This is a genomic window from Winogradskyella ouciana (genome assembly GCF_965284585.1).
In the GTDB taxonomy this organism is placed as follows: domain Bacteria; phylum Bacteroidota; class Bacteroidia; order Flavobacteriales; family Flavobacteriaceae; genus Winogradskyella; species Winogradskyella ouciana.
Genome location: NZ_OZ260095.1, coordinates 2,096,909 through 2,117,328, shown reverse-complemented (window position 1 = coordinate 2,117,328; position 20,420 = coordinate 2,096,909). Strand labels below are relative to the sequence as shown.

Below are 20,420 nucleotides of genomic sequence, written 5' to 3'. Positions count from 1 at the left end.
TGATAAATTTTCTTGAAAAATCCCCAGTATTGGGGATTTTTTTATGTCTACCTATAAAATATATTTGATCATAATATTTAATATCAATAATTATGAGAACTGCAAAACACTTTACCAAACCTCTAGTAATTACATTATTCAGTTTAGTTTTATTTACCAGTTGTTGCACTGATTGCCCAGATGATGAAGTAAATAATGAAAATACGGACTCCGAATACTTTTTGGGATACAACGGTGAGGATAACCTCAGCACAACACCAACAACTCCAAATTATGGTTTTGGAAACGGTAATTTACCTAATGCTGCAGATATTACTGATAAATTTCCACCTATAGGAAATCAAGGTAACTACGGTACTTGTGTGGCATGGGCAGTTGGCTACAATTTAAAAACAGCTTTAAATGCCATTGATAATAACCTCTCTTTCTCTGACTTAAATCAGGATTTCAATCAATTTAGCGCCAAGGATTTATTCACTGCTATTCCTAATTCTCAAAAAGGTTCTAATTGTAATGGCACAAATTTCGATTCTGCTTTTGATGTTTTGCAACAGCGAGGTGTCGCAACTGCACAAACCGTTCCTTACTATGCTTTAAACGGTTGTTCTCAATCTAATCTTCAATCGAGTTGGACCAATGAAGCCAACAACAATAGAATTAAATACTGGAGAAAAATAGATCCAAGTATTACCGCTATAAAACAAAATATCGCAAATAATATACCTGTGGTCTTTGGGGCTAAACTTTCCGATAATTTTATAACCTGGAACAGCAGTGCTGTACTATCGTCCAATACATCTTATAATAATGTTGGTCAGCACGCATACCATGCCATGGTAGTCTCTGGTTATGATAACTCAAAAGGTGCAAATGGCGCGTTTAAAGTCATTAATTCTTGGGGAAATGGCTGGGGGAACGGTGGCTATATTTGGATAGACTATAATTTCTTTATTTCAGAATTTGTTACAACACCAGGTGATCAAAAACCACTATTTATAGCAGTCAATGAAGATGGCAATACCAGCCCACCAGATGATAGTAATACTGGTGATACTGGTGTGGATTTGGCCTCATGGGTGTTTCAAGACAATTATGTTTCAGGTAATTATAGAGAGCTCTATTTCAATATATATAATATCGGAAATTCTACTGCTAATCCATCAACAAATTGGTCTAATGCTTACATATATTTTAATGCGTATAACGCAAATGACTATGGTATTTTATTCTATGACGAGTTTAATACCAGTGTAGGTTCCAATAGTTTTAATTGCCCAACTACAGATAACTGTATTTTCAACTATTCCATACCACCAGGTGGCAACTTTACACAAACCGTATTTGGTCAACCTGATATTAATAGACAGTACATAATACCAAATTTAAATGGATATTATTATTTGCTATTAATTACAGATGCTAATGACATGTTTCAGGAGATAGATGAGTCTAACAATTTCTTTTACCCATCACTAACACCAGTACTTTTTATAAATGGGCAAGTGTCTAGAGACTCAGAAAATGACACTTCTAGCTTTTCATTTCAGAATTCTGAAACTGTGTCAGAATCTAAACTAAAAGAAGGCTATAGAAGTAGGATTGCTACCAAAGATTTTAACAATGCTTATACACAAGATGAAATTTCAAATTTATTGAAAGTAGAATTTAATAGTGGAGCATTTCAGAATAAATTAAACAGCTACTTGTCTGAAAATAATACGAAGCTATTTGGTAATAAAAATTAGTGCTATGAAACTCAGTAAATATTCTTTAATACTACTTATTGCCATGACTGCATCTTGTAAATCCAATCCCTCAAGTTCTAATAAGGCTGGCAATTTTGAAACCTTATCAGAAAACAAAACCTCAATATCTATTGAAGGTAAAACTTTTGACAATGAGCTGGATTTTACAAGCTTCGCAGATAAAATACTAATTGGCAAAGCACTTTACAACACAAGTATAAAATATGATATCACCTTTATCAACTGTGTTTTCAAAAAACCTGTATTAGCATATAAAAACTCTGTTGATAATGCACATAACATTACAAGTTTTTGGGGTCATGTCAGCTTTATTGAATGTAAGTTTATGGATACCGTAAGCTTTAGGGCAAGTAAATTTTTAGGGCAATGTAATTTTACTAAATCCGAATTCTTCAGTACAGTTAATTTTGAAGAATCATCATTTAATTTAAACGCATTTTTTAATTGGAGTTCTTTTGAAAAACAAGTGCGCTTTCAAAATAGCTTCTTCAATCAGAAAGCCAATTTTATGGATACTACGTTCTCTGAAAATGTAAGTTTTCAAAGTAGTATTTTTAACTCTGATGCCCAGTTTAGCTCCAGTAAATTTTATAAGTATGCTGATTTTTCCTTGACTCAACATCGTGGAAATTCATTTTATGATTTCTCAGAATTTTTCGGCACTCTAGACCTCAGTCATTCATCTTTCAGCAATTCTTTTTCCATCAACAATAACAAGCATAAAGACATCTTGTTTAACAATACAAAGTTTATGGGAAAAACAAGTTTTATTGAATTGGACTTCAGTAAAGATTTAAACTTTGACGGCAGTTTTTTTCTATTAAAAAGACCTAAAACTAATAGTATAGCTCAAGAAAATTAGATATGTACCCAGAATTGTTTCAGCTAAATTTACCAGAGTTTATTAATAGTTTATTTTCTATTAATACTATAACAATTTATAGTTATCCGTTCTGCATATTAATTGGAAGTATAGTAGCGTATCGCTATTTTATTTATGCTCAAAGCAAATATATTGGTTCTATTAATTTAAAGCTGAATTTTGTATTGCTTATCATCGTAATGGCATATTTAGGAGGGAAAACATTTTTAGTTTTAGATGATACTTCTAGTTACTTGGATAAGGTTTTATCTATAGAATTCTATAGTTCTAGTGGTTTTGTATTCTATGGATCGTTTTTATTCTGCCTATTCACAGTAGTATTGGTGCTTAAGAAGAAAAAACTACCTGTATTGAAGTATTTAGATTTAATAGCTATTGTAACAGCAATTGTGCATTCGGCCGGAAGACTTGGCTGTTTTTTGGCAGGCTGTTGTTATGGAAAACCTACGGATTCTATCTTTGGGGTTCAATTTCCTGAAAATTCTATCGCAACGGTTCATCCAACACAACTCTATGAATCCATTTTTATCGTCTTATTACTTGTTTTACTCTTAAAGCTGTTAAAAAGTAAAAATGATGGAACAGTCTTTACATTTTACGTATTGTCCTATGCTGTCTGGCGCTTTTTACTAGAATATCTTAGGGGAGATCAGCGTGGTTATGTTTTCAATGGTTTTCTTTCTCATTCTCAACTCATAGCGTTGTCACTAATTTTTCTGTCAGCTACTTTACTTTTGATTAATTCAAAACGTCTAAAATTTACCCGTTAATGGGTATAGTATCACCTTGAGATTTCCAATAGTTTAGCATTAAATGTAAATAAATATATTATGAAAACTCTAGCAACTTTAAAGAAGACCGCCCTAATTATCATTATCTCAATCTTATCAGTTTTTGGCACAACAACAAGTCTTTCTTGTCATCCGGATCCTTGTCATTTATTAGAACTTGCAGATCTAACCATACCACGCATAGCTGAGGCATTTGACCAAAACGGAAGCCCGATTATTGATGCAAGTACAGGACAAGCCATACAAGCTGTAAACGAATTATTTTTCAATCAACGCACCGGAGAATATTTTAATTATGAAAATCCTCCGAGTCAAGGACTCTTGGTAGGTGATGTTATACAGATGGCTACCAAGGTTTACAATCAATTTGCTGAAACCGAATGCGATCTTGGCGCGAGTGCGCCACCAACTGCTACTGATGCAAAATTAAATGTTTCTGGTTCTCCATATCCTGAACTTAATGGGACATTTCAACTCAATAGTATGCCCACACCAACTATACCTATGAACTCTAATGGTTTTACAGCTACAATCTTTCAGCTTGCTACTCCAGGTTATTATTCAGTTAATATGAATGCTAACAAAGGAAGAACAATCCCAGAGCATAGCTATAACAATAACTTTTATGCTGGAGATCAAGGCAATTATAGTAGAGGTTCATTTATATTTTTTGTTGAAGAAAATACTGAAAACAGAAACAGTAGCACATTTAGCGGATTTAAAGTTGAAAGTTTGGCTCCACAAACTATTGAAGATGTAAAAGCTATGGACATTTATAAGTTTGTGCATTCTGAAGCTTATACAGAATGGATTCTCAATAAATATAAGCGTTAGAATATCTCGAAATTTAATAGACAAAAAAAAAGAGCAGTTAATTAACTGCTCTTTTTTTAATTGCTTTCTTCTTATTAATTCACTTCTGGCAAATGACTGTACTTTTTACTGTACTCTAACATTTGCTCAGGGAAACCTGTAGGTTGTTCAATTTTAAATGCTGTAATATTACCATCAGCATCCTTAGCTGGCATAATCATCGGATTTACAAACCCGCTATATGGAGCAGATGTAAATTGCTTGTTACGCTCTAAAACTTCAGCATGTATTGCCTGGTCTACCTTAACACCATAACCTTCTACCAAAGCTTCTACAGCAGCATAGTCACCTTCAGACTTTATACGCTGGGTCTCTCTTAACAACTCACCAAAAATTTCTCTTAGCTTATCGTAATCATTGATGTTAAAATACGTCTTACCATCTCTAGTTACTTTTTCAATCACATTATCGGCTTTTCCTCTTTCGTAAGCCCAAGCACTTACCCATTGACGATTACGCATATGTGCTTCTTCAACATCGTCACCAAGATTTAAACGAATTAATTGTGTCATCAATCCATTTCTAATATAACCATCAAAAGCAGCTTTACCCACAGATTTCCAATCTTCAACTAAACCGAGTTCCTCTAATTTTGGACTGTATAAATAGTATAAGCCAACTAAATCAGCTCTACCTTCTTCTAACGTAGAAGCATAATTTTTTAAGGTCTCTTTGGTCTCACCAACTCCAGGATTTAATTGACCAGATGCATGACCAATAACCTCATGTAAAGCCGTATGCAACTTATCTGCAAGTTGACCATGTTCTTCTTCTAGTTTTAACTCTTCATCATCATGAACGAACTCTTTTAATCGTCCTCCACTACCAGCATTATTGTATGCATTAATGATGTTTCCAAGCGAAACAGATTTACTTCCTACTTCTTTTCTTATCCAGTTAGAATTTGGTAAGTTAACACCTATTGGAGTACTTGGAGACGCATCACCAGCTTCAGCTGCAACAGTGACAACTTTATAAGTTACACCAACAACACTATCTTTTTTGTGCGCATCCATAAGTGGTGAGTTATCTTCAAACCATTGTGCATTGTCTGATAACACCTTCATTTTTTGAGACATATCAAAATCATTAATCTGAACGATAGTTTCATAAGAACCTGTATAGCCTAATGGATCGTTATAAACCTCAATAAAACTATTGATGTAATCCACATTTCCTGCAGTAGCTTTAGTCCAAGCTACGTTATAATCATCCCAAGTTTGTAAATCGCCTGTTTTGTAATATTGAATTAACAAACCAATAGCATCACCTTGGGCTTTGTTCTCAGCAACTCCTTGGGCTTTCTCCAACCATTTTACAATTTCATCAATCGCTGAGCCATATAATCCTCCAGACTTATAAACCAATTCTTTTACTTCTCCGTTTTCCTTTACCAATTTGGTATTTATACCATATGCCAATGGTCTATCTGGGTCTGGGGATTTTTTATTCTTATAAAATTTTTCTACATCTGCATTAGTGACATTAGGCCCATAGAAATTAACTGCAGATAGTGCTACATTATCCACACCTTTGGCCTGGTTCACTTTTTTCATGTCCTTATCATTGAAGATAACATCGAAAGCCTCACCATCTAATTTTGTGTTGGTCGCTAAAAACAACTCATTAAGATAATCCCTATCAAATTCTGGCTTTAGCTTATCGTTAGAATAGTGATGATGAATACCGTTACTAAACCAAACGCGTTTTAGATAAGTTTCAAAGGCTTTCCAATCCTTTGCAGATTTATCGCCTTTGTAATTTGTATATACATTCTCTAAAGCCTTTCTAATCTTAAGGTTGTGTCTGTAGTTTTGGTCCCACATAATATCGCGACCAGCCAAACCTGCTTCAGATAAATAATACACTAATTTTTGTTGGTCTAGGCTAAGGTTTTCCCATCCTGGTATCTGATAACGAAGAATTTTAATGTCAGCAAACTGCTCTACATTATAATTGAATTTAGCCTCGGCATTCTCCTTGGCTCCATCCTTTTCTTTAGCATCATCTTTACAAGACAATGTAAACACTGCAATTAAACAAATTGCAAATATTGATTTTAGATTCATTTATAGTTAGTTTTTAGTGAATTCTCACAAATGTAATATATATATCACATATCATAAAATTAGTATCTTTGGGAAACTACTAAATCAAACTAAAAAATGAAGGCACTCAAATACGTCTTATTACTATTGCTCGTCTTAATTATTGGGTTTTCAATTTATATTGCTGTGCAACCTAATTCCTTTGAAGTTTCTAGATCCAAAACAATAAACGCTCCTCAAGCTGTTGTGTATAATAATATCATTGATTTTAAGAATTGGGAATCTTGGAATTCTTGGGTTGAAGAAAATCCTGAAACAAAAATTATGCTCTCAGAACAAACCAAAGGTGTTGGTGGCTCTTACTCTTGGGAAGATGAAGACGGCATTGGCACTATGAAAACTTTAGAAGCAACACCACACTCTTCCATAACTCAAGAGATGCAATTTGGTGATTTTCCGAAAAATGATGTTACTTGGAATTTAAAGCAAAATGATGATGGTACAACTGACGTTACTTGGACCATTTCAGGAAAAGATTTACCATTTGGGTTTAAGGCTTTTTCTACATTAATGGGAGGAATGGAAAACCAAATCGGACCGCATTACGAGCGAGGTTTAACAATGCTAGATAGTGTTATCCAAGAAGATATGAAACGTTTTAATATAGAAATCAATGGCGTTACCGAATACGGCGGAGGCTTCTATCTCTATAAAACTACAAATGCCAATTCGCAAAATATAAGCGTAAAAATGGGTCAAAATTTTGGAGCTATTTTGCAATTTATGGGTCTGAACGGACTCACACAATCTGGAATGCCTTTAACGGTTTACAATGATATGACTTCAGAAAATGTCATTATGAGCAATGGTATTCCTGTAAAAGAGCGCATCAATATTCCTGCAGATTCTGATGTTTCTATTGATTTTATTCCAAAAATGAAAGTACTTAAAACTACTTTAACAGGAAACTACACCAACCTGCCAAAGGCTTGGGAAGCGACCATGAAACATTTGGCAGAAAATAACTTAGAGCAGTCAGAGCACAAGCCTTTTGAAATCTATACGACAGATCCTGGAAATTATCCTAATCCTGCGGATTGGGAAACCGTAATTTATATTCCATTAAAAGAATAGATGAAGCAACTGGTTTTAGTTTTTATCGGTGGCGGTTTTGGCAGTGTGTTGCGTTATGTTGTTGGCAAATGGCTAAATAATCCCGATTCTGGTTTGCCTTATGGTACATTTGCAGCAAATATTGTTGGTAGTTTACTCATTGGAATTATTCTAGGACTGGCTGCCAAAAATGACACACTGACTTCTAATCAAACCTTATTATTGGCAACTGGATTTTGTGGTGGCTTTACCACCTTTTCTACTTTTGCTTACGAAAACCATGTACTATTAAAATCTGGTGACTTTACCAGTTTTGCGATGTATACCATAGCGAGTTTTGTCGTTGGGTTTTTGGCTGTATTTGCTGGGTTGTATGTGGTTAAGTAATTACTGGAATGGATAAGGAAATTCCTCGGATAAACGCATAAACCCCTAAATAACACATCAAAAAGCTACTTTTTAAACGCCTTAACACCAGCTTTAACCTCTGTGGCTAGATAATTTTCCCTGGGTACAATAGGGCAAGAATATTTTTCATTATAAGCGCAATAAGGATTATAGGATGTATTAAAGTCAATTATTATTGTATCTCCATCAGGAATCCTTAAATCAATATATCTTCCACCTGGATAACTAGAATTTCCATTGGTATCATCTAAAAATGGTAAGAATAAATAGTCTCTATATGCATCTTTCTGCATTAACTCCTTACCTTGGTACACATTCAGCTGAAATGTCTCACCTTCAATTTCAAAGGTTATTATTCCAAAAACGCGTTCTTTAGAAACTCTATCCGTTGTTGTTTTCATATTAAACCATTCGGAATCAGGAGTGCGTTTTAGTTTGGCTGTTACCACATAAGTAGAATCAAATTTATAAAAATCAAGACCTGTAAATTTCTTTCTGTCCTTATCTTTAAGAGGTGATTTTGAAGCATCCTTAAAATCGGCATTCATTTTTTTCTGCCAATCGGTTTCTTCATTTAGCATGTGTTTGTCTTGTGCACAACCAACAGAAAACACCATTAAAAAAAGTAAAAGAAAATTCTTCATCTGTAATTATTTTAAAGTTCAAAAATACAACTTATAGAATTTTATTGTAGCTTTGAGTTACTAAACAAAGTAAAACAATGTTACGCGTCAATAGATATACAAAACAGAGAACCATGATTTCTTCGGAAAACATTCGGATGCATTATCTATTGTAGCTATATTTATATACTATTAAACAATATTTAAAAGTCCGACGATACCGTCGGACTTTTTACATTTATACAACGACCAAAATGAAAAAGCTTTATTTTAATTATATAGAATCTTTTAGGGATCTCTCAAAAGAGATTTGGTATCTATCGCTTATAAGCCTTGTTAATAGGGCTGGTACTATGGTGATACCGTTTCTTTCGCTCTACCTTAAAAATGATTTAGGTTTTACCAATATTGAAATCAGTTGGATATTTGTTTTCTTCGGAATTGGCTCTGTAATTGGTTCGTGGCTTGGTGGAAAACTAACGGATATCATCGGTTTCTATAAAGTGATGGTATATAGTTTGTTCATTACAGGCCTGAGCTTTATAGGGTTGCAATTCATATCCTCATTTTGGGGCTTGTGCTTTGGTATATTGGTGACAATGTCTATTGCAGATAGTTTTAGACCAGCGGTTTTTGTTGCTATAAAAGCATACAGTAAACCAGAAAATCAAACTAGGTCTGTTGGGTTAATAAGATTGGCAATAAACGCTGGTATGGGAATTGGTCCTACACTGGCAGGTTTGTTAATTGTTTTAAAGGGTTATAACCTTATATTTTGGATTGATGGTTTAACCTGTATTATTGCAATACTGCTATTCAATTACTTGGTAAAAGAGACAACTATAAAACCATCAGAAACACAAGAGATACATCAAAACTTGGACAACAACGCCGTATATAAAGATGTATCATTTTGGATACATTCTGTTATTTGTTTTCTATTTGGGATGGCGTTTTTTCAGCTTTTTACAGCATTACCATTGTATTATAATGAAGTATTTCATCTCGATGAATTTAAAATTGGAATCCTCTTGTTTTTAAACGTAGCCATAATTGTAATTTTTGAAATGCCATTACTCAATTATCTAGAGAAGCGATTAATTCCGGTGACAAAACATATCATAATGTCGTGTTTATTATTAACATTGAGCTTTTTAGTACTGTATCAAAATTTTTGGATAGGAATATTGATTATCAGTATTGTATTAATGACCTTGAGCGAAATGCTAGGATTCCCTTATACCAATAAATTTGCACTGCAACGTGCAAAAGATGGTTTAGAAGGTAGCTATATGGCGATGTATGCCATGTCATTTTCCATTGCGCATATTTTTAGTCCAAAAATAGGGTTGACCGTTATAGATTACTATGGCTATCAGATCAATTGGTTGGTCACAGCGGGTTATGGTATATTGGCAATAGCATTATCTTATTGGCTGCATAATAGAATAAAACATAATAAATAGATGAACTTAAATCAAATCACAATTCCGTCATTGGATGTAATTAGGGCGACCGAATTTTACAAAAAACTAGGACTGCATTTAATCGTTGATGCCTTACCAAGGTATGTAAGGTTTGAATGCCCTGAAGGAGATAGCACATTTTCGATTCATAAGGTTGAAAAACTGCCTGTAGGAGAAGGTATTACCATTTATTTTGAAGTAAATGATTTATCACAAACCGTCTCTCAACTTAAAGAAAAAGGTGTTATTTTTAATACTGAAATTACGGAACAACCTTGGCTTTGGACAGATATAAATTTGAATGATCCAGATGGGAATCGATTAACAATTTTCAATGCTGGTGAGCATCGGAAGAATCCGCCTTGGAGAGTTGATTAATTTTGTCATGCTGAACTAGTTTCAGCATCTAAAATTTATAAAATGAAAAATATAATATTCTTTTTCACCTTTTTTATAGTTGTAAGTTGTAATGATTCCAATAAAGTAAGCCCTTTCGACAACAATAGAAATGAAAGTAAAACTAAGGAATTCCCGAAGTTAGATCCCAATCGTTACAATGTCGCTTTTCTAATCATGGATGGCGTTTATAACACAGAACTCACGGCACCTTTTGATATCTTTCAACATACCATATTTAGAGACAGTATTAAAGCCATGAATGTCTTTACCGTTGCCAATACAGATGAGCCCATTACATCTTTTGAAGGCATGAGAATACTTCCAGATTTTAATTATACAAAAGATTCACTTCCAAAAATTGATATTCTGGTTGTGCCAAGTGCAGAACATCATTTAGATACCGATTTGGAAGATGAAGTAATGCTCGATTTTATTAGAAAAGTTGACAGAGAAGCACAATTTATAACTTCGCATTGCGATGGGGCTTTTGTACTCGCCAAAGCAGGATTATTAGATAATGTAGTTTCTACGACTTTTCCAAGTGATATTGACCAAATGCGAGACATGTTTCCTAAATTAGATATTAGAAAGGATGTACTATTTGTTCATGATGGCAAATATATCACCTCAGCAGGAGGGGCAAAATCGTTTGAAGCCGCATTGTATTTAAGCGAACACCTTTACGGAAAGGATATTGCTGAGTCATTAGCAAAAGGATTGGTTATTGATTGGGATTTAAAGAACGTACCACATCTAATAATCGAATAGTCTAATTATCAAATCCATTTATTTTAACGGTTTTACCTCACTGTGTTTAACAACGTGCGATAACACAATTTGAGTTTTGGTTTCACCATAAGAAATCAGTTGGTCTATAAAAGTCTCAAGATGCTTTTGGTTTTTAAGGACCACTTCCATGACTATGTTTTCGTTGCCTGTAATCCGATAGCAATTGACGACTTCATCATAGGTTTTTACTTTTTCCAGAAACGGTTTTAGCATTCCCATAAATGCACGTAGCGTAATAAGCGCCTTTAATTGATAACCAGCTTCAAAAGGCGAAACAAAGGTGGTGTATCCTTGTATAATTTCGGCATCCTCCATCTTTTTAATACGCTCACTTACAGCTGGTGAGCTTATCCCAACACGTCTTCCAATCTCTGCATTAGACATACGCGCATTCTGCTGAAGACACTTTAATATCTTCCAATTTAAGCTATCTATACTCATTTAAAGAAATTAACCAATAATTAACTAAATTTTAAAGTAAATATACTATTTTACTTTAAATATTAAATTAAAATATCAATTCTACTCCGTAAATTCGTAACAATTGCTATTGAAAAATGAATTATAACCTACCATCACATCTTTCGGATTTGCCTATATATAAAAAGGCGATGGACATTATTATGTTGTCTCGAAGTATTTCTACCTATTTAAATCAGGATTTATGCTATTTAAATGAAGATGGTACTGAGGATAATGATATTTATTTCTCTGGTGATATTGTTCAGCAATCGACCAATCTAGCTCCGGAAATTATCAATGCGGAGCGCGAACGCTATTCTGATAAAAAACACAAACATTTAGAAAGCTTAGATCGTTTGACTTCAAAATTATACAGTAATTGTAGACGCTTAGAGCGTTCTAAAAGTAACGGAAAAGATTATTTACCAATTCTTAAAGGTGAACTTAAAACGTTTAGAAAACTACAGCGTAGTTGGATGTTGACACTTTAAGACTATGGCTTAACCTGTTGTGCGTTATGCATAAACGCATTCTGGTAATTCTTAATACGAGAATTCATTTCATCTGCAATAATTACATACTGACATTTACTCAGACTTTCTGATAGTCTTAAAATATGATTATAGGCATTGTTTCTCCCTAAGAAATCCGCATCCTCAATAGCAAATAATTGTATTTCTCCTAAATGAATGCCATTTAAGAAATAGAGTTTACTTAATCGCGCTGGAGTTGCAATTACAATATCTTGCCCTGGATAAATTTCTGTTTTTTGCTTTTCTATATCATACTCATCATAAAGGGTATAAATTCTTAGATCAGTATTTTTTGTAAATCTTTCGAATTCTTCTTTTAACATTAATGCCTTAACCTTATCCTCTACAACAATAATCGCTCTTGGTGAGTCCTCAAAAGCTGTGGCTTTCAATTTATGGATTGTAGCAATAATAAGTGCTGTGGTTTTACCACTTCCTTTTGGCGCAATGATGTATGCGTCAGTACCACCTTTTAATGTAGGCAATACTTTTTTTTGAAACGGATTTGAAGTTTCTAAACCAACATTTTGCAATGCTTCTTTTAATAATGGATGAAGTTTCTTGAAAGACATAAGTGCAATAATACAATAGCAAATAGTTTATTTACTAGATTATGCAAAGATATTATTATTGGCACACCTTACAGTCTTCTTTTTCTTGAAGTTCGCCAACAAGATGGCCTTCGTCATTCATTGTATAGCTAAAACAATCCATAATCCCTTGTGCTGTTTTAACTATTAGCAATTGCAATTTGCACAAGTGCATTTGTTACATGTACAGTCCATACACCTTCCATTATTACATGGTTCACAATTACATTGACATTCTTTATTGGCTTTCATAATTTTTAAATTTTAAGGTTCACCTAATAGACGATAGAATTACGAAAAAGATGCAAACTGAGTTAAAAAACTAAGACAAAACGATTTGACTCCCTTCTTGAAGTTCAATGTTATATTTTGACTTAAAAATTGCCCTTTGAGTATTCTTGCTTGGTTGAACTACATACGGCCGAAGAGTTTTAAAACCAATAACTGCAAATAACTGTAAATTAGTAAAATCTATTTTATCTAGAAATAATTCAATTGTGGATGTTAATTGTGCAATAGCTTCTTTTCTAGCAATTTTCCTCTGCTTTGTTTTAACATCCTTAATCTCAATAAAAATGAAGTTATCTTGATTAATTATTGCACAGTCACACTTTCGAATTTTGTTATCAATTATTAGACATTGATCTATCTTTATAAAAATAATATCTTTTTCTTCTTCATTAACCAACTTTATTTGATTATAACTATCTGAATTCACCATACTTGAGGGGAGTTCCTTACCAATAGTGTCCTCATCGTATATGAATATCTCAGACTCGGAAGTTGATTCGTAGAATAAATTTATATTACATTCACAATTTGCATTTTTACATATACCAAAAGCTTCCGTTAATTGATCTATCATATCTTAAAGTGACATTATTCTATCAAAATCGTCATTCATATAATCAGTTACATCATCGATAATGTTATCATCTATAAGACCAACTTTTCTATTAAAAATTTTTACAGCTTTACCGTTCTTCAAACTGTATGCATTAAAATTTTCTGGATTTAGCCAATTGCTCTTAGGCATAATTTTACTTAATTCATGATTCTTACTTTCGCCTAACTCTTTATGTCTTTTATAAGCATAAAGCATATTATTAAAAGAGGCCAAAACATAAGGACTATGAGTCGTGTAAGTATGGATATAAGTAGTATCTAAGGAACCATCTTTCCTTTTACTTTCTAAATACTTGATTAATTCATATTGGGCTTTTGGGTATAAACTAATCTCTGGTTCTTCGATTACAAATGAAGGATTCGAGTATCCATATTTATCACTATGGCTTAAGACAGTAAGAATTAATGGCACAATACTTTGAAATCCAGTCGCTGCCTCACTTAGAAGAAGACTTTTTCTTTTAGAAAGATATATCTTGTCAATTCCATTAACATTTTTATATCTAGAATCTACACCTAAAAAACTCAAATCTAATACATCAATTTGAGCATTCTCATATTCAGCAGCGAAATTCAAAATATGACTTGGAATAGGGACTTTATTCTTTTGCAGATTTAAAGAAGCACCTTTAATTATTGGAGCTATTATTCTCTCTGCGGGTATATATAAAGTTTTATCTAATAATTTAAGCTCACAATATCTAAAATTAGATCTGATAGTCTTCTTTAAAAAATCAAAATCTAATTTATTTTTTTTTATATACTTTAAAAGGTCATGTTCATTAACCAATCTAATAGCCTCAGATACGTGATCATTATTTTTTGACGACTTATCTGGGTTAATTTTTTCATAAACATCCAGTGCCATCATATAATTGAAGAAAGTATTTAGCTTACCATACTCACTTATAAAATTATATAGATCATCAATAGTATTTATTTCGCTTCTATCAAAACTTAATTTCCAGTTAAATGATATTTTTCCATTACTATATTTAAAATAATGAATACTAGAGTCATATTCAATATATGATTTAGAATTAAGAAAAGAAAGAATATTCAATTCTTTCAAGGCTTCTTTGAACCTTATTGATTCTATATTTTTAATCTCATTACGCTCATAATAGAGTCTAAATTCTTGATATTCTCTACTATCATCCGTTATAAAACTAGAAGGTGATTTACAAAGAGCGTAAAGTTTGGCTAATGTACTTTTTCCACTAGCCTGAGATCCAATTATAACATTTACGTTTCTTAAATCTAAATTTACTTCGGCTATTGGTCCGAAATTTTTAACTCTAAGTTTTGCTTTCATACAAAGTTTATGAATTCAAATATAATCAACATTCTACATATTCCTACGATACTGTCCTCCAACTTCAAATAATGCAGATGTAATCTGACCCAGAGAACAGACTTTACAAACTTCCATCAAAGTTTCAAAAATATTTTTGTTATTGATGGCTTTATGTTGTAATTCTCTTAGCAACTCATCTGTGTCATGAGCCTTGTGTAAATGCTCTAAAGTCTTGATCTGAAACTCTTTTTCTTCTTCAGTTGCTCTAATCACCTCAGCCGGCTGAACTGTTGGAGACCCCTTACTACTTAAGAAAGTATTTACACCAATAATCGGAAATTCACCATTGTGCTTCAAAGTTTCGTAATACAAACTCTCTTCCTGTATTTTAGATCGTTGGTACATGGTCTCCATGGCTCCTAATACACCACCACGTTCTGTAATTCTATCGAATTCTGCCAGTACGGCCTCCTCTACCAAATCGGTTAATTCTTCAATAATAAACGAGCCTTGAATTGGATTTTCGTTCTTAGCTAAGCCCAATTCTTTATTAATGATTAATTGTATTGCCATTGCTCTACGAACCGATTCTTCAGTTGGTGTAGTAATAGCTTCGTCATAAGCATTGGTATGCAATGAATTACAGTTATCGTATATCGCATATAGTGCCTGAAGCGTTGTTCTTATGTCGTTAAAATCAATTTCCTGAGCATGTAAACTACGTCCGGAAGTCTGAATGTGATATTTCAACATCTGAGCTCTAGGATTGGCACCATACTTATGTTTAAGTGCTTTCGCCCAAATCTTACGCGCTACACGACCAATAACAGCATATTCTGGATCGATACCATTTGAAAAGAAGAAGGATAAGTTGGGTCCAAACTTATTAATATCCATGCCTCTACTTAAGTAATACTCCACATAAGTAAATCCATTCGCGAGTGTAAATGCCAGTTGCGAAATCGGATTAGCACCAGCTTCAGCAATATGATACCCTGAAATAGATACCGAATAAAAATTTCGGACTCCATTCTCAATAAAATATTCTTGAACGTCTCCCATTAAACGCAAGGCAAATTCCGTAGAGAAAATACAGGTATTTTGTGCCTGATCTTCTTTTAAGATATCTGCTTGAACCGTTCCTCTTACTTGAGCAATGGTTTTCGTTTTAATGTCTTCATAAACATCTTTTGGCAACACTTGGTCACCTGTAACACCTAAAAGCATTAACCCTAATCCATCGTTACCTTCAGGAATTTCACCATTATAACTTGGTCTCGTTTTGCCTTTATAGAGTTTTTCGATCTTTTGTTCTACCTCTTTTTCAAGACCGTTTTCTTTGATGTAAATCTCGCATTGTTGGTCAATAGCGGCATTCATAAAGAAACCTAACAACATTGGCGCTGGTCCATTAATCGTCATACTTACTGACGTCATGGCATCAGCTAAATTAAAACCTGAATATAGTTTCTTAGCATCATCTAAACAGCAAATACTTACACCTGCATTACCAATCTTTCCATAGATATCTGGTCTGTAATCTGGATCGTTTCCATAAAGGGTTACAGAATCAAAAGCCGTGGATAGTCGTTTTGCTGGCAATCCCATACTTACGTAATGGAAACGTCTGTTAGTACGTTCTGGTCCACCTTCACCTGCAAACATTCTGGTTGGATCTTCACCTGTTCTTTTAAATGGATATAATCCTGCAGTATAAGGAAATTCACCTGGAACATTTTCCTGTAAACACCATCGTAGAATATCTCCCCAAGCTTCATATTTAGGCAACGCTACTTTTGGAATATCGGAATGTGATAAGGATTTGGTATGTGTTTCTATCTTTATTTCTTTGTCTCTTACTTTAAAAGTATAGACAGGATCTTTATACCGATTGACTTTTTCGTCCCAACCGGTAATGATTTCCCAGTTGTATGGGTCTAGATTCAACTTAACGCGGTCAAATTCGGCCAATAAAAGCTTTACAAAATCTTGGTTATTGTCAGTCTGAGGCTGTTGAAGGCTCTCACCTTCTAAACCATGCTTCGACAAGCTCAGCATGACACCTGTTACAGATTCTAAAGTTTTATAAATACCATACAATTTCTGAGCAACCTCAACCTGAGCATCAGCAGTTTTATCATAAGCCCGATTATTCTCAGCTATTTCAGATAAGTAACGTGTACGTGCAGGTGGAATGACAAAAATCTTTTCGCTCATTTCCTTAGAAATCTCAAACGTCGATTTTAAATCTGCTTCTGTTTTTTCTACCAGCTTATCCATTATCGCTTTATAAAGCGTATTCATTCCTGGATCATTAAACTGGGAAGCAATGGTTCCAAAAACCGGCATAGTATCAGGATCTGCGTGCCACATGTTATGGTTACGCATGTATTGTTTCTTCACATCACGAAGCGCATCCAAAGCACCGCGCTTGTCGAATTTGTTAATGGCCACCAAATCAGCAAAATCGAGCATATCAATTTTTTCAAGTTGCGTCGCTGCACCAAATTCTGGAGTCATAACATAAAGCGATACATCACTGTGTTCTAAAATTTCGGTGTCTGATTGCCCGATACCAGAAGTTTCTAAGATTATTAAATCGTATTCAGCAGCTTTTAAAACCTCAACAGCTTCGTTGACATACTTAGATAGTGCCAAGTTAGATTGACGTGTTGCCAAACTGCGCATATAAACCCTTGGTGAGTTAATCGCATTCATACGGATTCTATCTCCCAATAATGCTCCACCTGTTTTTCGTTTTGAAGGATCCACAGACACCAATCCAACTGTTTTCTCTGGAAAATCTATAAGAAAACGTCTTACTAATTCGTCAACTAATGACGACTTCCCTGCTCCTCCTGTTCCCGTGATTCCTAAAACTGGTGTTTTGGAATTCTTGTTTTTAGCATGAATAGTTTCAAGAGCGTTTTTTGCAACATCAGGGAAATTTTCAGCCGAAGAAATTACACGTGCAATGTCTTTTGGATTTTTCTTATGTAAAACTTTCACTTCTCCATTGAGCTGATCACCTATGGCGAAATCAGATTGTTTTACCAAATCATTAATCATGCCTTGTAAGCCCATTTCTCTACCGTCATCTGGAGAATAGATTCTGGTGATTCCATAATCCATTAACTCTTTGATTTCCTCAGGAAGAATCACTCCACCTCCTCCACCGAAGATTTTTATATGACCCGCTCCTTTTTCCTGAAGCAAATCGTACATATATTTAAAGTATTCATTATGCCCACCTTGGTAAGATGTCATGGCTATAGCATTAGCATCTTCTTGAATGGCCGTATTAACGACCTCCTCTACACTTCTATCATGACCTAAGTGTATCACCTCCACACCTGTAGACTGGATTATACGGCGCATTATATTAATTGCAGCATCGTGTCCATCAAAAAGTGATGCGGCGGTAACTATTCTAACTTTATGTTTTGGCTTATATGGCGTGACTTGTTCCATTCGTAAAAATCTAGCTTATTTGAGGTGCAAATTTACGGAATATTCAAAAAATCTAAGCATTAATTGGTAATTATCTAAATCTTAAAAAGCATCAACAAAACTTAGTATTTTACCCTAATTTACAAACATATTAAGTTAGAGGATATGCATAAAATTACTTTATTAATTCACTGTAAGGATCAACCAGGCATCATAGCTTCTGTCACTAATTTCATGGCATTGAACAATGGCAACATTGTATATATAGATCAACACGTAGATAGAGAGCAGAATATATTTTTTATGCGTCTTGAATGTGAGTTTAATTCCAGTTCTTTTTCTATTGAAAGTTTTAAAGAATTATTTAAGAATGCTCTAGTAGATAAATTCAACTTAAAATGGCGCATGTATTTAGCGGACAGAAAGCCAAGAATGGCATTGTTTGTATCCAAGTATGACCATTGCTTGTATGATATCTTAGGCAGATACAATTCTGGTGAGCTTAATCTGGAGATTCCCTTTATTTTAAGTAATCATAATGACTTAGAGCCTATTGCTAAAAGTTTCAAAATTCCTTTTTTCCATGTCCCAGTTACAAAAGCCACCAAACAAAAGGCTGAATTTAAGCAACTAGAATTGCTAGAATCCCATAAGGTGGATTTTATCGTTTTGGCCCGATATATGCAAATAGTTTCAAATCTTTTAATTGATAAATTTCCAAATAAGATAATCAATATTCATCATTCGTTTTTACCAGCTTTTGTAGGCGCCAAGCCCTACCATTCAGCATATAAAAGGGGTGTGAAAATTATTGGAGCCACTAGCCATTACATCACTGAAGAATTAGACGCTGGCCCAATTATAGAACAAGATGTTGCTCACGTATCTCATTCGTACTCCATAAAAGATTTAATTGCAAAAGGGCGTGATTTGGAAAAGATTGTGCTTTCTAATGCGATAAAGCTTCATGCCAACAGGAAAGTAATGGTGTTTAATAACAAAACTGTTATTTTTTCTTGAGTCTATAAATCAAAATTATCTCCGCGTTTTGCGAATCTAAAGCCCAAATTCCGAATACTATCCTTTAATCTATTTTGGTCTTTTAATGCTGGATTAGTATGATTAAAGTGGATGAAATGTACTTTCTGCTTAGTTTCCATTGTCTCGTCCTCAAACAATGTCGTTGTTTCGGTGATAAATGGATGTGGAATTTCGCTCATATCTCTTTCTAATTCACCATTGTTAAAAAATGAAGCGTCCAAAAAAGCATAATCCACTTTCTTAACTTCTTCTACAATGTTTTTATTCCACTTATGCCATTTGTCAATATCTGGAATGAACAATGCGGATTTGTTTTTACCCTCTATTTTATAACCTACCGTTTCGGAGTATTCATCTCGATGTGGCACTTGTATAGGCGTAACTTTTAATTTGCTGTTCAGGTTTACAGTCGAGTCAGCTTTTAAGGGCTTCAACTCAATATTATTTAGTTTTACCAACTGGTTCCAAGGTCCATTGGTTTCTAAATAGGTTTTCATTTTAGTCATGGTATAGATAGGGATATTTTTAGCTCCCATAGCTTCACGGCCAAACTGCATTAGCCCTGTATAATGGCCAATATGTGCATGGGTTAGAAAAATGCCGTCAATTAATTTGCCATTATCTAAATGCTTTTCTTTTAAAATCTGGGTTTGTTCTGTAATATCTGGAGTTGCATCAAATAGCCATTTTTTATTGAACTCTATATCCACTAGACCCAAACACGATACAAGTTTCTTTGATTCTTTACCACTAGAAAAGGCCATACAGCATTTTTTTTCACAATTAATCTGAGGAAAACCTGCATCTTGGGCTACACCCAAAACAGTAATGTACTGTTGTGATTTTATCTTTATGGCCTTACTCCCAACCTCAATGTTTTCTTCCGGTTTTTGGTGGCACGCAAATACCAAAAGAAATAATATTAGGCTTGAATATTGAAACGTTTTCATGTGTAACATATATCTTTGTTAAAGATAAAACT

At 33.9% G+C, this 20,420-nt stretch carries 19 protein-coding genes; 11 read left to right on the top strand and 8 right to left on the bottom strand.

Going from position 1 to position 20,420, the window contains the following annotated elements; all coding sequences use genetic code 11:
* Window positions 1-92 precede the first annotated feature (92 nt).
* From ACQ65V_RS09335 to ACQ65V_RS09320, 4 genes are read left to right on the top strand one after another with little or no spacing between them, the layout of a single operon-like run.
* Complete coding sequence (locus ACQ65V_RS09335; RefSeq protein WP_430467690.1) at window positions 93-1,745, top strand: C1 family peptidase; 1,653 nt, start codon at window positions 93-95, stop codon at window positions 1,743-1,745.
* A gap of 4 nt (window positions 1,746-1,749) precedes the next feature.
* The gene (locus ACQ65V_RS09330) at window positions 1,750-2,628 is read left to right on the top strand and encodes a hypothetical protein (protein WP_430467689.1); all 879 of its coding nucleotides are present in this window, start codon (window positions 1,750-1,752) and stop codon (window positions 2,626-2,628) included.
* A 2-nt stretch (window positions 2,629-2,630) separates the two neighbouring features.
* Window positions 2,631-3,419 carry a prolipoprotein diacylglyceryl transferase gene (locus tag ACQ65V_RS09325; RefSeq protein ID WP_430467688.1) on the top strand — a complete coding sequence of 263 codons (789 nt, stop codon included), beginning with the start codon at window positions 2,631-2,633 and terminating at the stop codon, window positions 3,417-3,419.
* A 60-nt stretch (window positions 3,420-3,479) separates the two neighbouring features.
* The gene (locus ACQ65V_RS09320; RefSeq protein ID WP_412561381.1) at window positions 3,480-4,274 is read left to right on the top strand and encodes a hypothetical protein; all 795 of its coding nucleotides are present in this window, start codon (window positions 3,480-3,482) and stop codon (window positions 4,272-4,274) included.
* A gap of 74 nt (window positions 4,275-4,348) precedes the next feature.
* On the opposite strand, the gene ACQ65V_RS09315 is transcribed toward ACQ65V_RS09320, so the two are convergent.
* A complete protein-coding gene (locus ACQ65V_RS09315; RefSeq protein ID WP_430467687.1) occupies window positions 4,349-6,382 on the bottom strand; it encodes a dipeptidyl-peptidase 3 family protein in 2,034 nt (677 codons plus the stop codon).
* 96 nt (window positions 6,383-6,478) lie between these two features.
* Between ACQ65V_RS09315 and ACQ65V_RS09310 the strand changes: the two genes are divergently transcribed.
* Both ACQ65V_RS09310 and crcB read left to right on the top strand, forming a co-directional pair.
* Window positions 6,479-7,495, top strand: coding sequence for an SRPBCC family protein (locus ACQ65V_RS09310; RefSeq protein ID WP_430467686.1), 1,017 nt, complete (start codon window positions 6,479-6,481; stop codon window positions 7,493-7,495).
* Entirely contained in the window at window positions 7,496-7,861 is a 366-nt protein-coding gene (gene crcB, locus ACQ65V_RS09305; protein ID WP_430467685.1) for a fluoride efflux transporter CrcB, read from the top strand.
* 65 nt (window positions 7,862-7,926) lie between these two features.
* Here the strand turns inward: crcB and ACQ65V_RS09300 are convergent, their stop codons facing one another.
* Window positions 7,927-8,526 (bottom strand): DUF1684 domain-containing protein, encoded by a 600-nt coding sequence (locus ACQ65V_RS09300; RefSeq protein ID WP_430467684.1) that lies wholly within the window; start codon window positions 8,524-8,526, stop codon window positions 7,927-7,929.
* A gap of 233 nt (window positions 8,527-8,759) precedes the next feature.
* Between ACQ65V_RS09300 and ACQ65V_RS09295 the strand changes: the two genes are divergently transcribed.
* From ACQ65V_RS09295 to ACQ65V_RS09285, 3 genes are read left to right on the top strand one after another with little or no spacing between them, the layout of a single operon-like run.
* Complete coding sequence (locus ACQ65V_RS09295; RefSeq protein WP_430467683.1) at window positions 8,760-9,971, top strand: MFS transporter; 1,212 nt, start codon at window positions 8,760-8,762, stop codon at window positions 9,969-9,971.
* Complete coding sequence (locus ACQ65V_RS09290) at window positions 9,972-10,349, top strand: VOC family protein (RefSeq protein WP_430467682.1); 378 nt, start codon at window positions 9,972-9,974, stop codon at window positions 10,347-10,349. It abuts the gene before it with no gap.
* Window positions 10,350-10,391: 42 nt separating this feature from the next.
* On the top strand, window positions 10,392-11,138 hold the full coding sequence (locus ACQ65V_RS09285; protein ID WP_430467681.1) for a DJ-1/PfpI family protein: 747 nt from the start codon (window positions 10,392-10,394) through the stop codon (window positions 11,136-11,138).
* A gap of 18 nt (window positions 11,139-11,156) precedes the next feature.
* Here the strand turns inward: ACQ65V_RS09285 and ACQ65V_RS09280 are convergent, their stop codons facing one another.
* Window positions 11,157-11,600 carry an Lrp/AsnC family transcriptional regulator gene (locus ACQ65V_RS09280; RefSeq protein WP_430467680.1) on the bottom strand — a complete coding sequence of 148 codons (444 nt, stop codon included), beginning with the start codon at window positions 11,598-11,600 and terminating at the stop codon, window positions 11,157-11,159.
* 116 nt (window positions 11,601-11,716) lie between these two features.
* Here ACQ65V_RS09280 and ACQ65V_RS09275 point away from each other — a divergent pair, with 116 nt between their 5' ends.
* Complete coding sequence (locus ACQ65V_RS09275; RefSeq protein ID WP_155090289.1) at window positions 11,717-12,112, top strand: hypothetical protein; 396 nt, start codon at window positions 11,717-11,719, stop codon at window positions 12,110-12,112.
* A gap of 2 nt (window positions 12,113-12,114) precedes the next feature.
* On the opposite strand, the gene ACQ65V_RS09270 is transcribed toward ACQ65V_RS09275, so the two are convergent.
* The 4 genes from ACQ65V_RS09270 to ACQ65V_RS09255 all read right to left on the bottom strand — a co-directional run bounded on the left by ACQ65V_RS09270 (window position 12,115) and on the right by ACQ65V_RS09255 (window position 18,418).
* Window positions 12,115-12,726, bottom strand: coding sequence for a DEAD/DEAH box helicase (locus tag ACQ65V_RS09270; RefSeq protein ID WP_430467679.1), 612 nt, complete (start codon window positions 12,724-12,726; stop codon window positions 12,115-12,117).
* 340 nt (window positions 12,727-13,066) lie between these two features.
* Window positions 13,067-13,609, bottom strand: a complete 543-nt coding sequence (locus ACQ65V_RS09265; protein WP_430467678.1) for a hypothetical protein — start codon at window positions 13,607-13,609, stop codon at window positions 13,067-13,069.
* Window positions 13,610-13,612: 3 nt separating this feature from the next.
* Window positions 13,613-14,965 carry an AAA family ATPase gene (locus tag ACQ65V_RS09260; RefSeq protein ID WP_430467677.1) on the bottom strand — a complete coding sequence of 451 codons (1,353 nt, stop codon included), beginning with the start codon at window positions 14,963-14,965 and terminating at the stop codon, window positions 13,613-13,615.
* Window positions 14,966-14,998: 33 nt separating this feature from the next.
* Window positions 14,999-18,418: a methylmalonyl-CoA mutase family protein gene (locus ACQ65V_RS09255; protein ID WP_430467676.1), complete on the bottom strand. Its 3,420-nt coding sequence runs from the start codon at window positions 18,416-18,418 to the stop codon at window positions 14,999-15,001.
* Between the two features lie 144 nt (window positions 18,419-18,562).
* Between ACQ65V_RS09255 and purU the strand changes: the two genes are divergently transcribed.
* A complete protein-coding gene (purU, locus tag ACQ65V_RS09250; RefSeq protein ID WP_273290931.1) occupies window positions 18,563-19,417 on the top strand; it encodes a formyltetrahydrofolate deformylase in 855 nt (284 codons plus the stop codon).
* 2 nt (window positions 19,418-19,419) lie between these two features.
* Here purU and ACQ65V_RS09245 read toward each other — a convergent pair whose 3' ends face one another.
* The gene (locus ACQ65V_RS09245) at window positions 19,420-20,388 is read right to left on the bottom strand and encodes an MBL fold metallo-hydrolase (protein WP_430467675.1); all 969 of its coding nucleotides are present in this window, start codon (window positions 20,386-20,388) and stop codon (window positions 19,420-19,422) included.
* Window positions 20,389-20,420: the final 32 nt, after the last annotated feature.

Bases quoted from the DNA above. Each gene is read 5' to 3' on its own strand.
- ACQ65V_RS09335 (WP_430467690.1), top strand. From the start codon at position 93: ATGAGAACTGCAAAACACTTTACCAAACCTCTAGTAATTACATTATTC.
- ACQ65V_RS09330 (WP_430467689.1), top strand. From the start codon at position 1,750: ATGAAACTCAGTAAATATTCTTTAATACTACTTATTGCCATGACTGCA.
- ACQ65V_RS09325 (WP_430467688.1), top strand. From the start codon at position 2,631: ATGTACCCAGAATTGTTTCAGCTAAATTTACCAGAGTTTATTAATAGT.
- ACQ65V_RS09320 (WP_412561381.1), top strand. From the start codon at position 3,480: ATGAAAACTCTAGCAACTTTAAAGAAGACCGCCCTAATTATCATTATC.
- ACQ65V_RS09315 (WP_430467687.1), bottom strand. From the start codon at position 6,382: ATGAATCTAAAATCAATATTTGCAATTTGTTTAATTGCAGTGTTTACA.
- ACQ65V_RS09310 (WP_430467686.1), top strand. From the start codon at position 6,479: ATGAAGGCACTCAAATACGTCTTATTACTATTGCTCGTCTTAATTATT.
- crcB (WP_430467685.1), top strand. From the start codon at position 7,496: ATGAAGCAACTGGTTTTAGTTTTTATCGGTGGCGGTTTTGGCAGTGTG.
- ACQ65V_RS09300 (WP_430467684.1), bottom strand. From the start codon at position 8,526: ATGAAGAATTTTCTTTTACTTTTTTTAATGGTGTTTTCTGTTGGTTGT.
- ACQ65V_RS09295 (WP_430467683.1), top strand. From the start codon at position 8,760: ATGAAAAAGCTTTATTTTAATTATATAGAATCTTTTAGGGATCTCTCA.
- ACQ65V_RS09290 (WP_430467682.1), top strand. From the start codon at position 9,972: ATGAACTTAAATCAAATCACAATTCCGTCATTGGATGTAATTAGGGCG.
- ACQ65V_RS09285 (WP_430467681.1), top strand. From the start codon at position 10,392: ATGAAAAATATAATATTCTTTTTCACCTTTTTTATAGTTGTAAGTTGT.
- ACQ65V_RS09280 (WP_430467680.1), bottom strand. From the start codon at position 11,600: ATGAGTATAGATAGCTTAAATTGGAAGATATTAAAGTGTCTTCAGCAG.
- ACQ65V_RS09275 (WP_155090289.1), top strand. From the start codon at position 11,717: ATGAATTATAACCTACCATCACATCTTTCGGATTTGCCTATATATAAA.
- ACQ65V_RS09270 (WP_430467679.1), bottom strand. From the start codon at position 12,726: ATGTCTTTCAAGAAACTTCATCCATTATTAAAAGAAGCATTGCAAAAT.
- ACQ65V_RS09265 (WP_430467678.1), bottom strand. From the start codon at position 13,609: ATGATAGATCAATTAACGGAAGCTTTTGGTATATGTAAAAATGCAAAT.
- ACQ65V_RS09260 (WP_430467677.1), bottom strand. From the start codon at position 14,965: ATGAAAGCAAAACTTAGAGTTAAAAATTTCGGACCAATAGCCGAAGTA.
- ACQ65V_RS09255 (WP_430467676.1), bottom strand. From the start codon at position 18,418: ATGGAACAAGTCACGCCATATAAGCCAAAACATAAAGTTAGAATAGTT.
- purU (WP_273290931.1), top strand. From the start codon at position 18,563: ATGCATAAAATTACTTTATTAATTCACTGTAAGGATCAACCAGGCATC.
- ACQ65V_RS09245 (WP_430467675.1), bottom strand. From the start codon at position 20,388: ATGAAAACGTTTCAATATTCAAGCCTAATATTATTTCTTTTGGTATTT.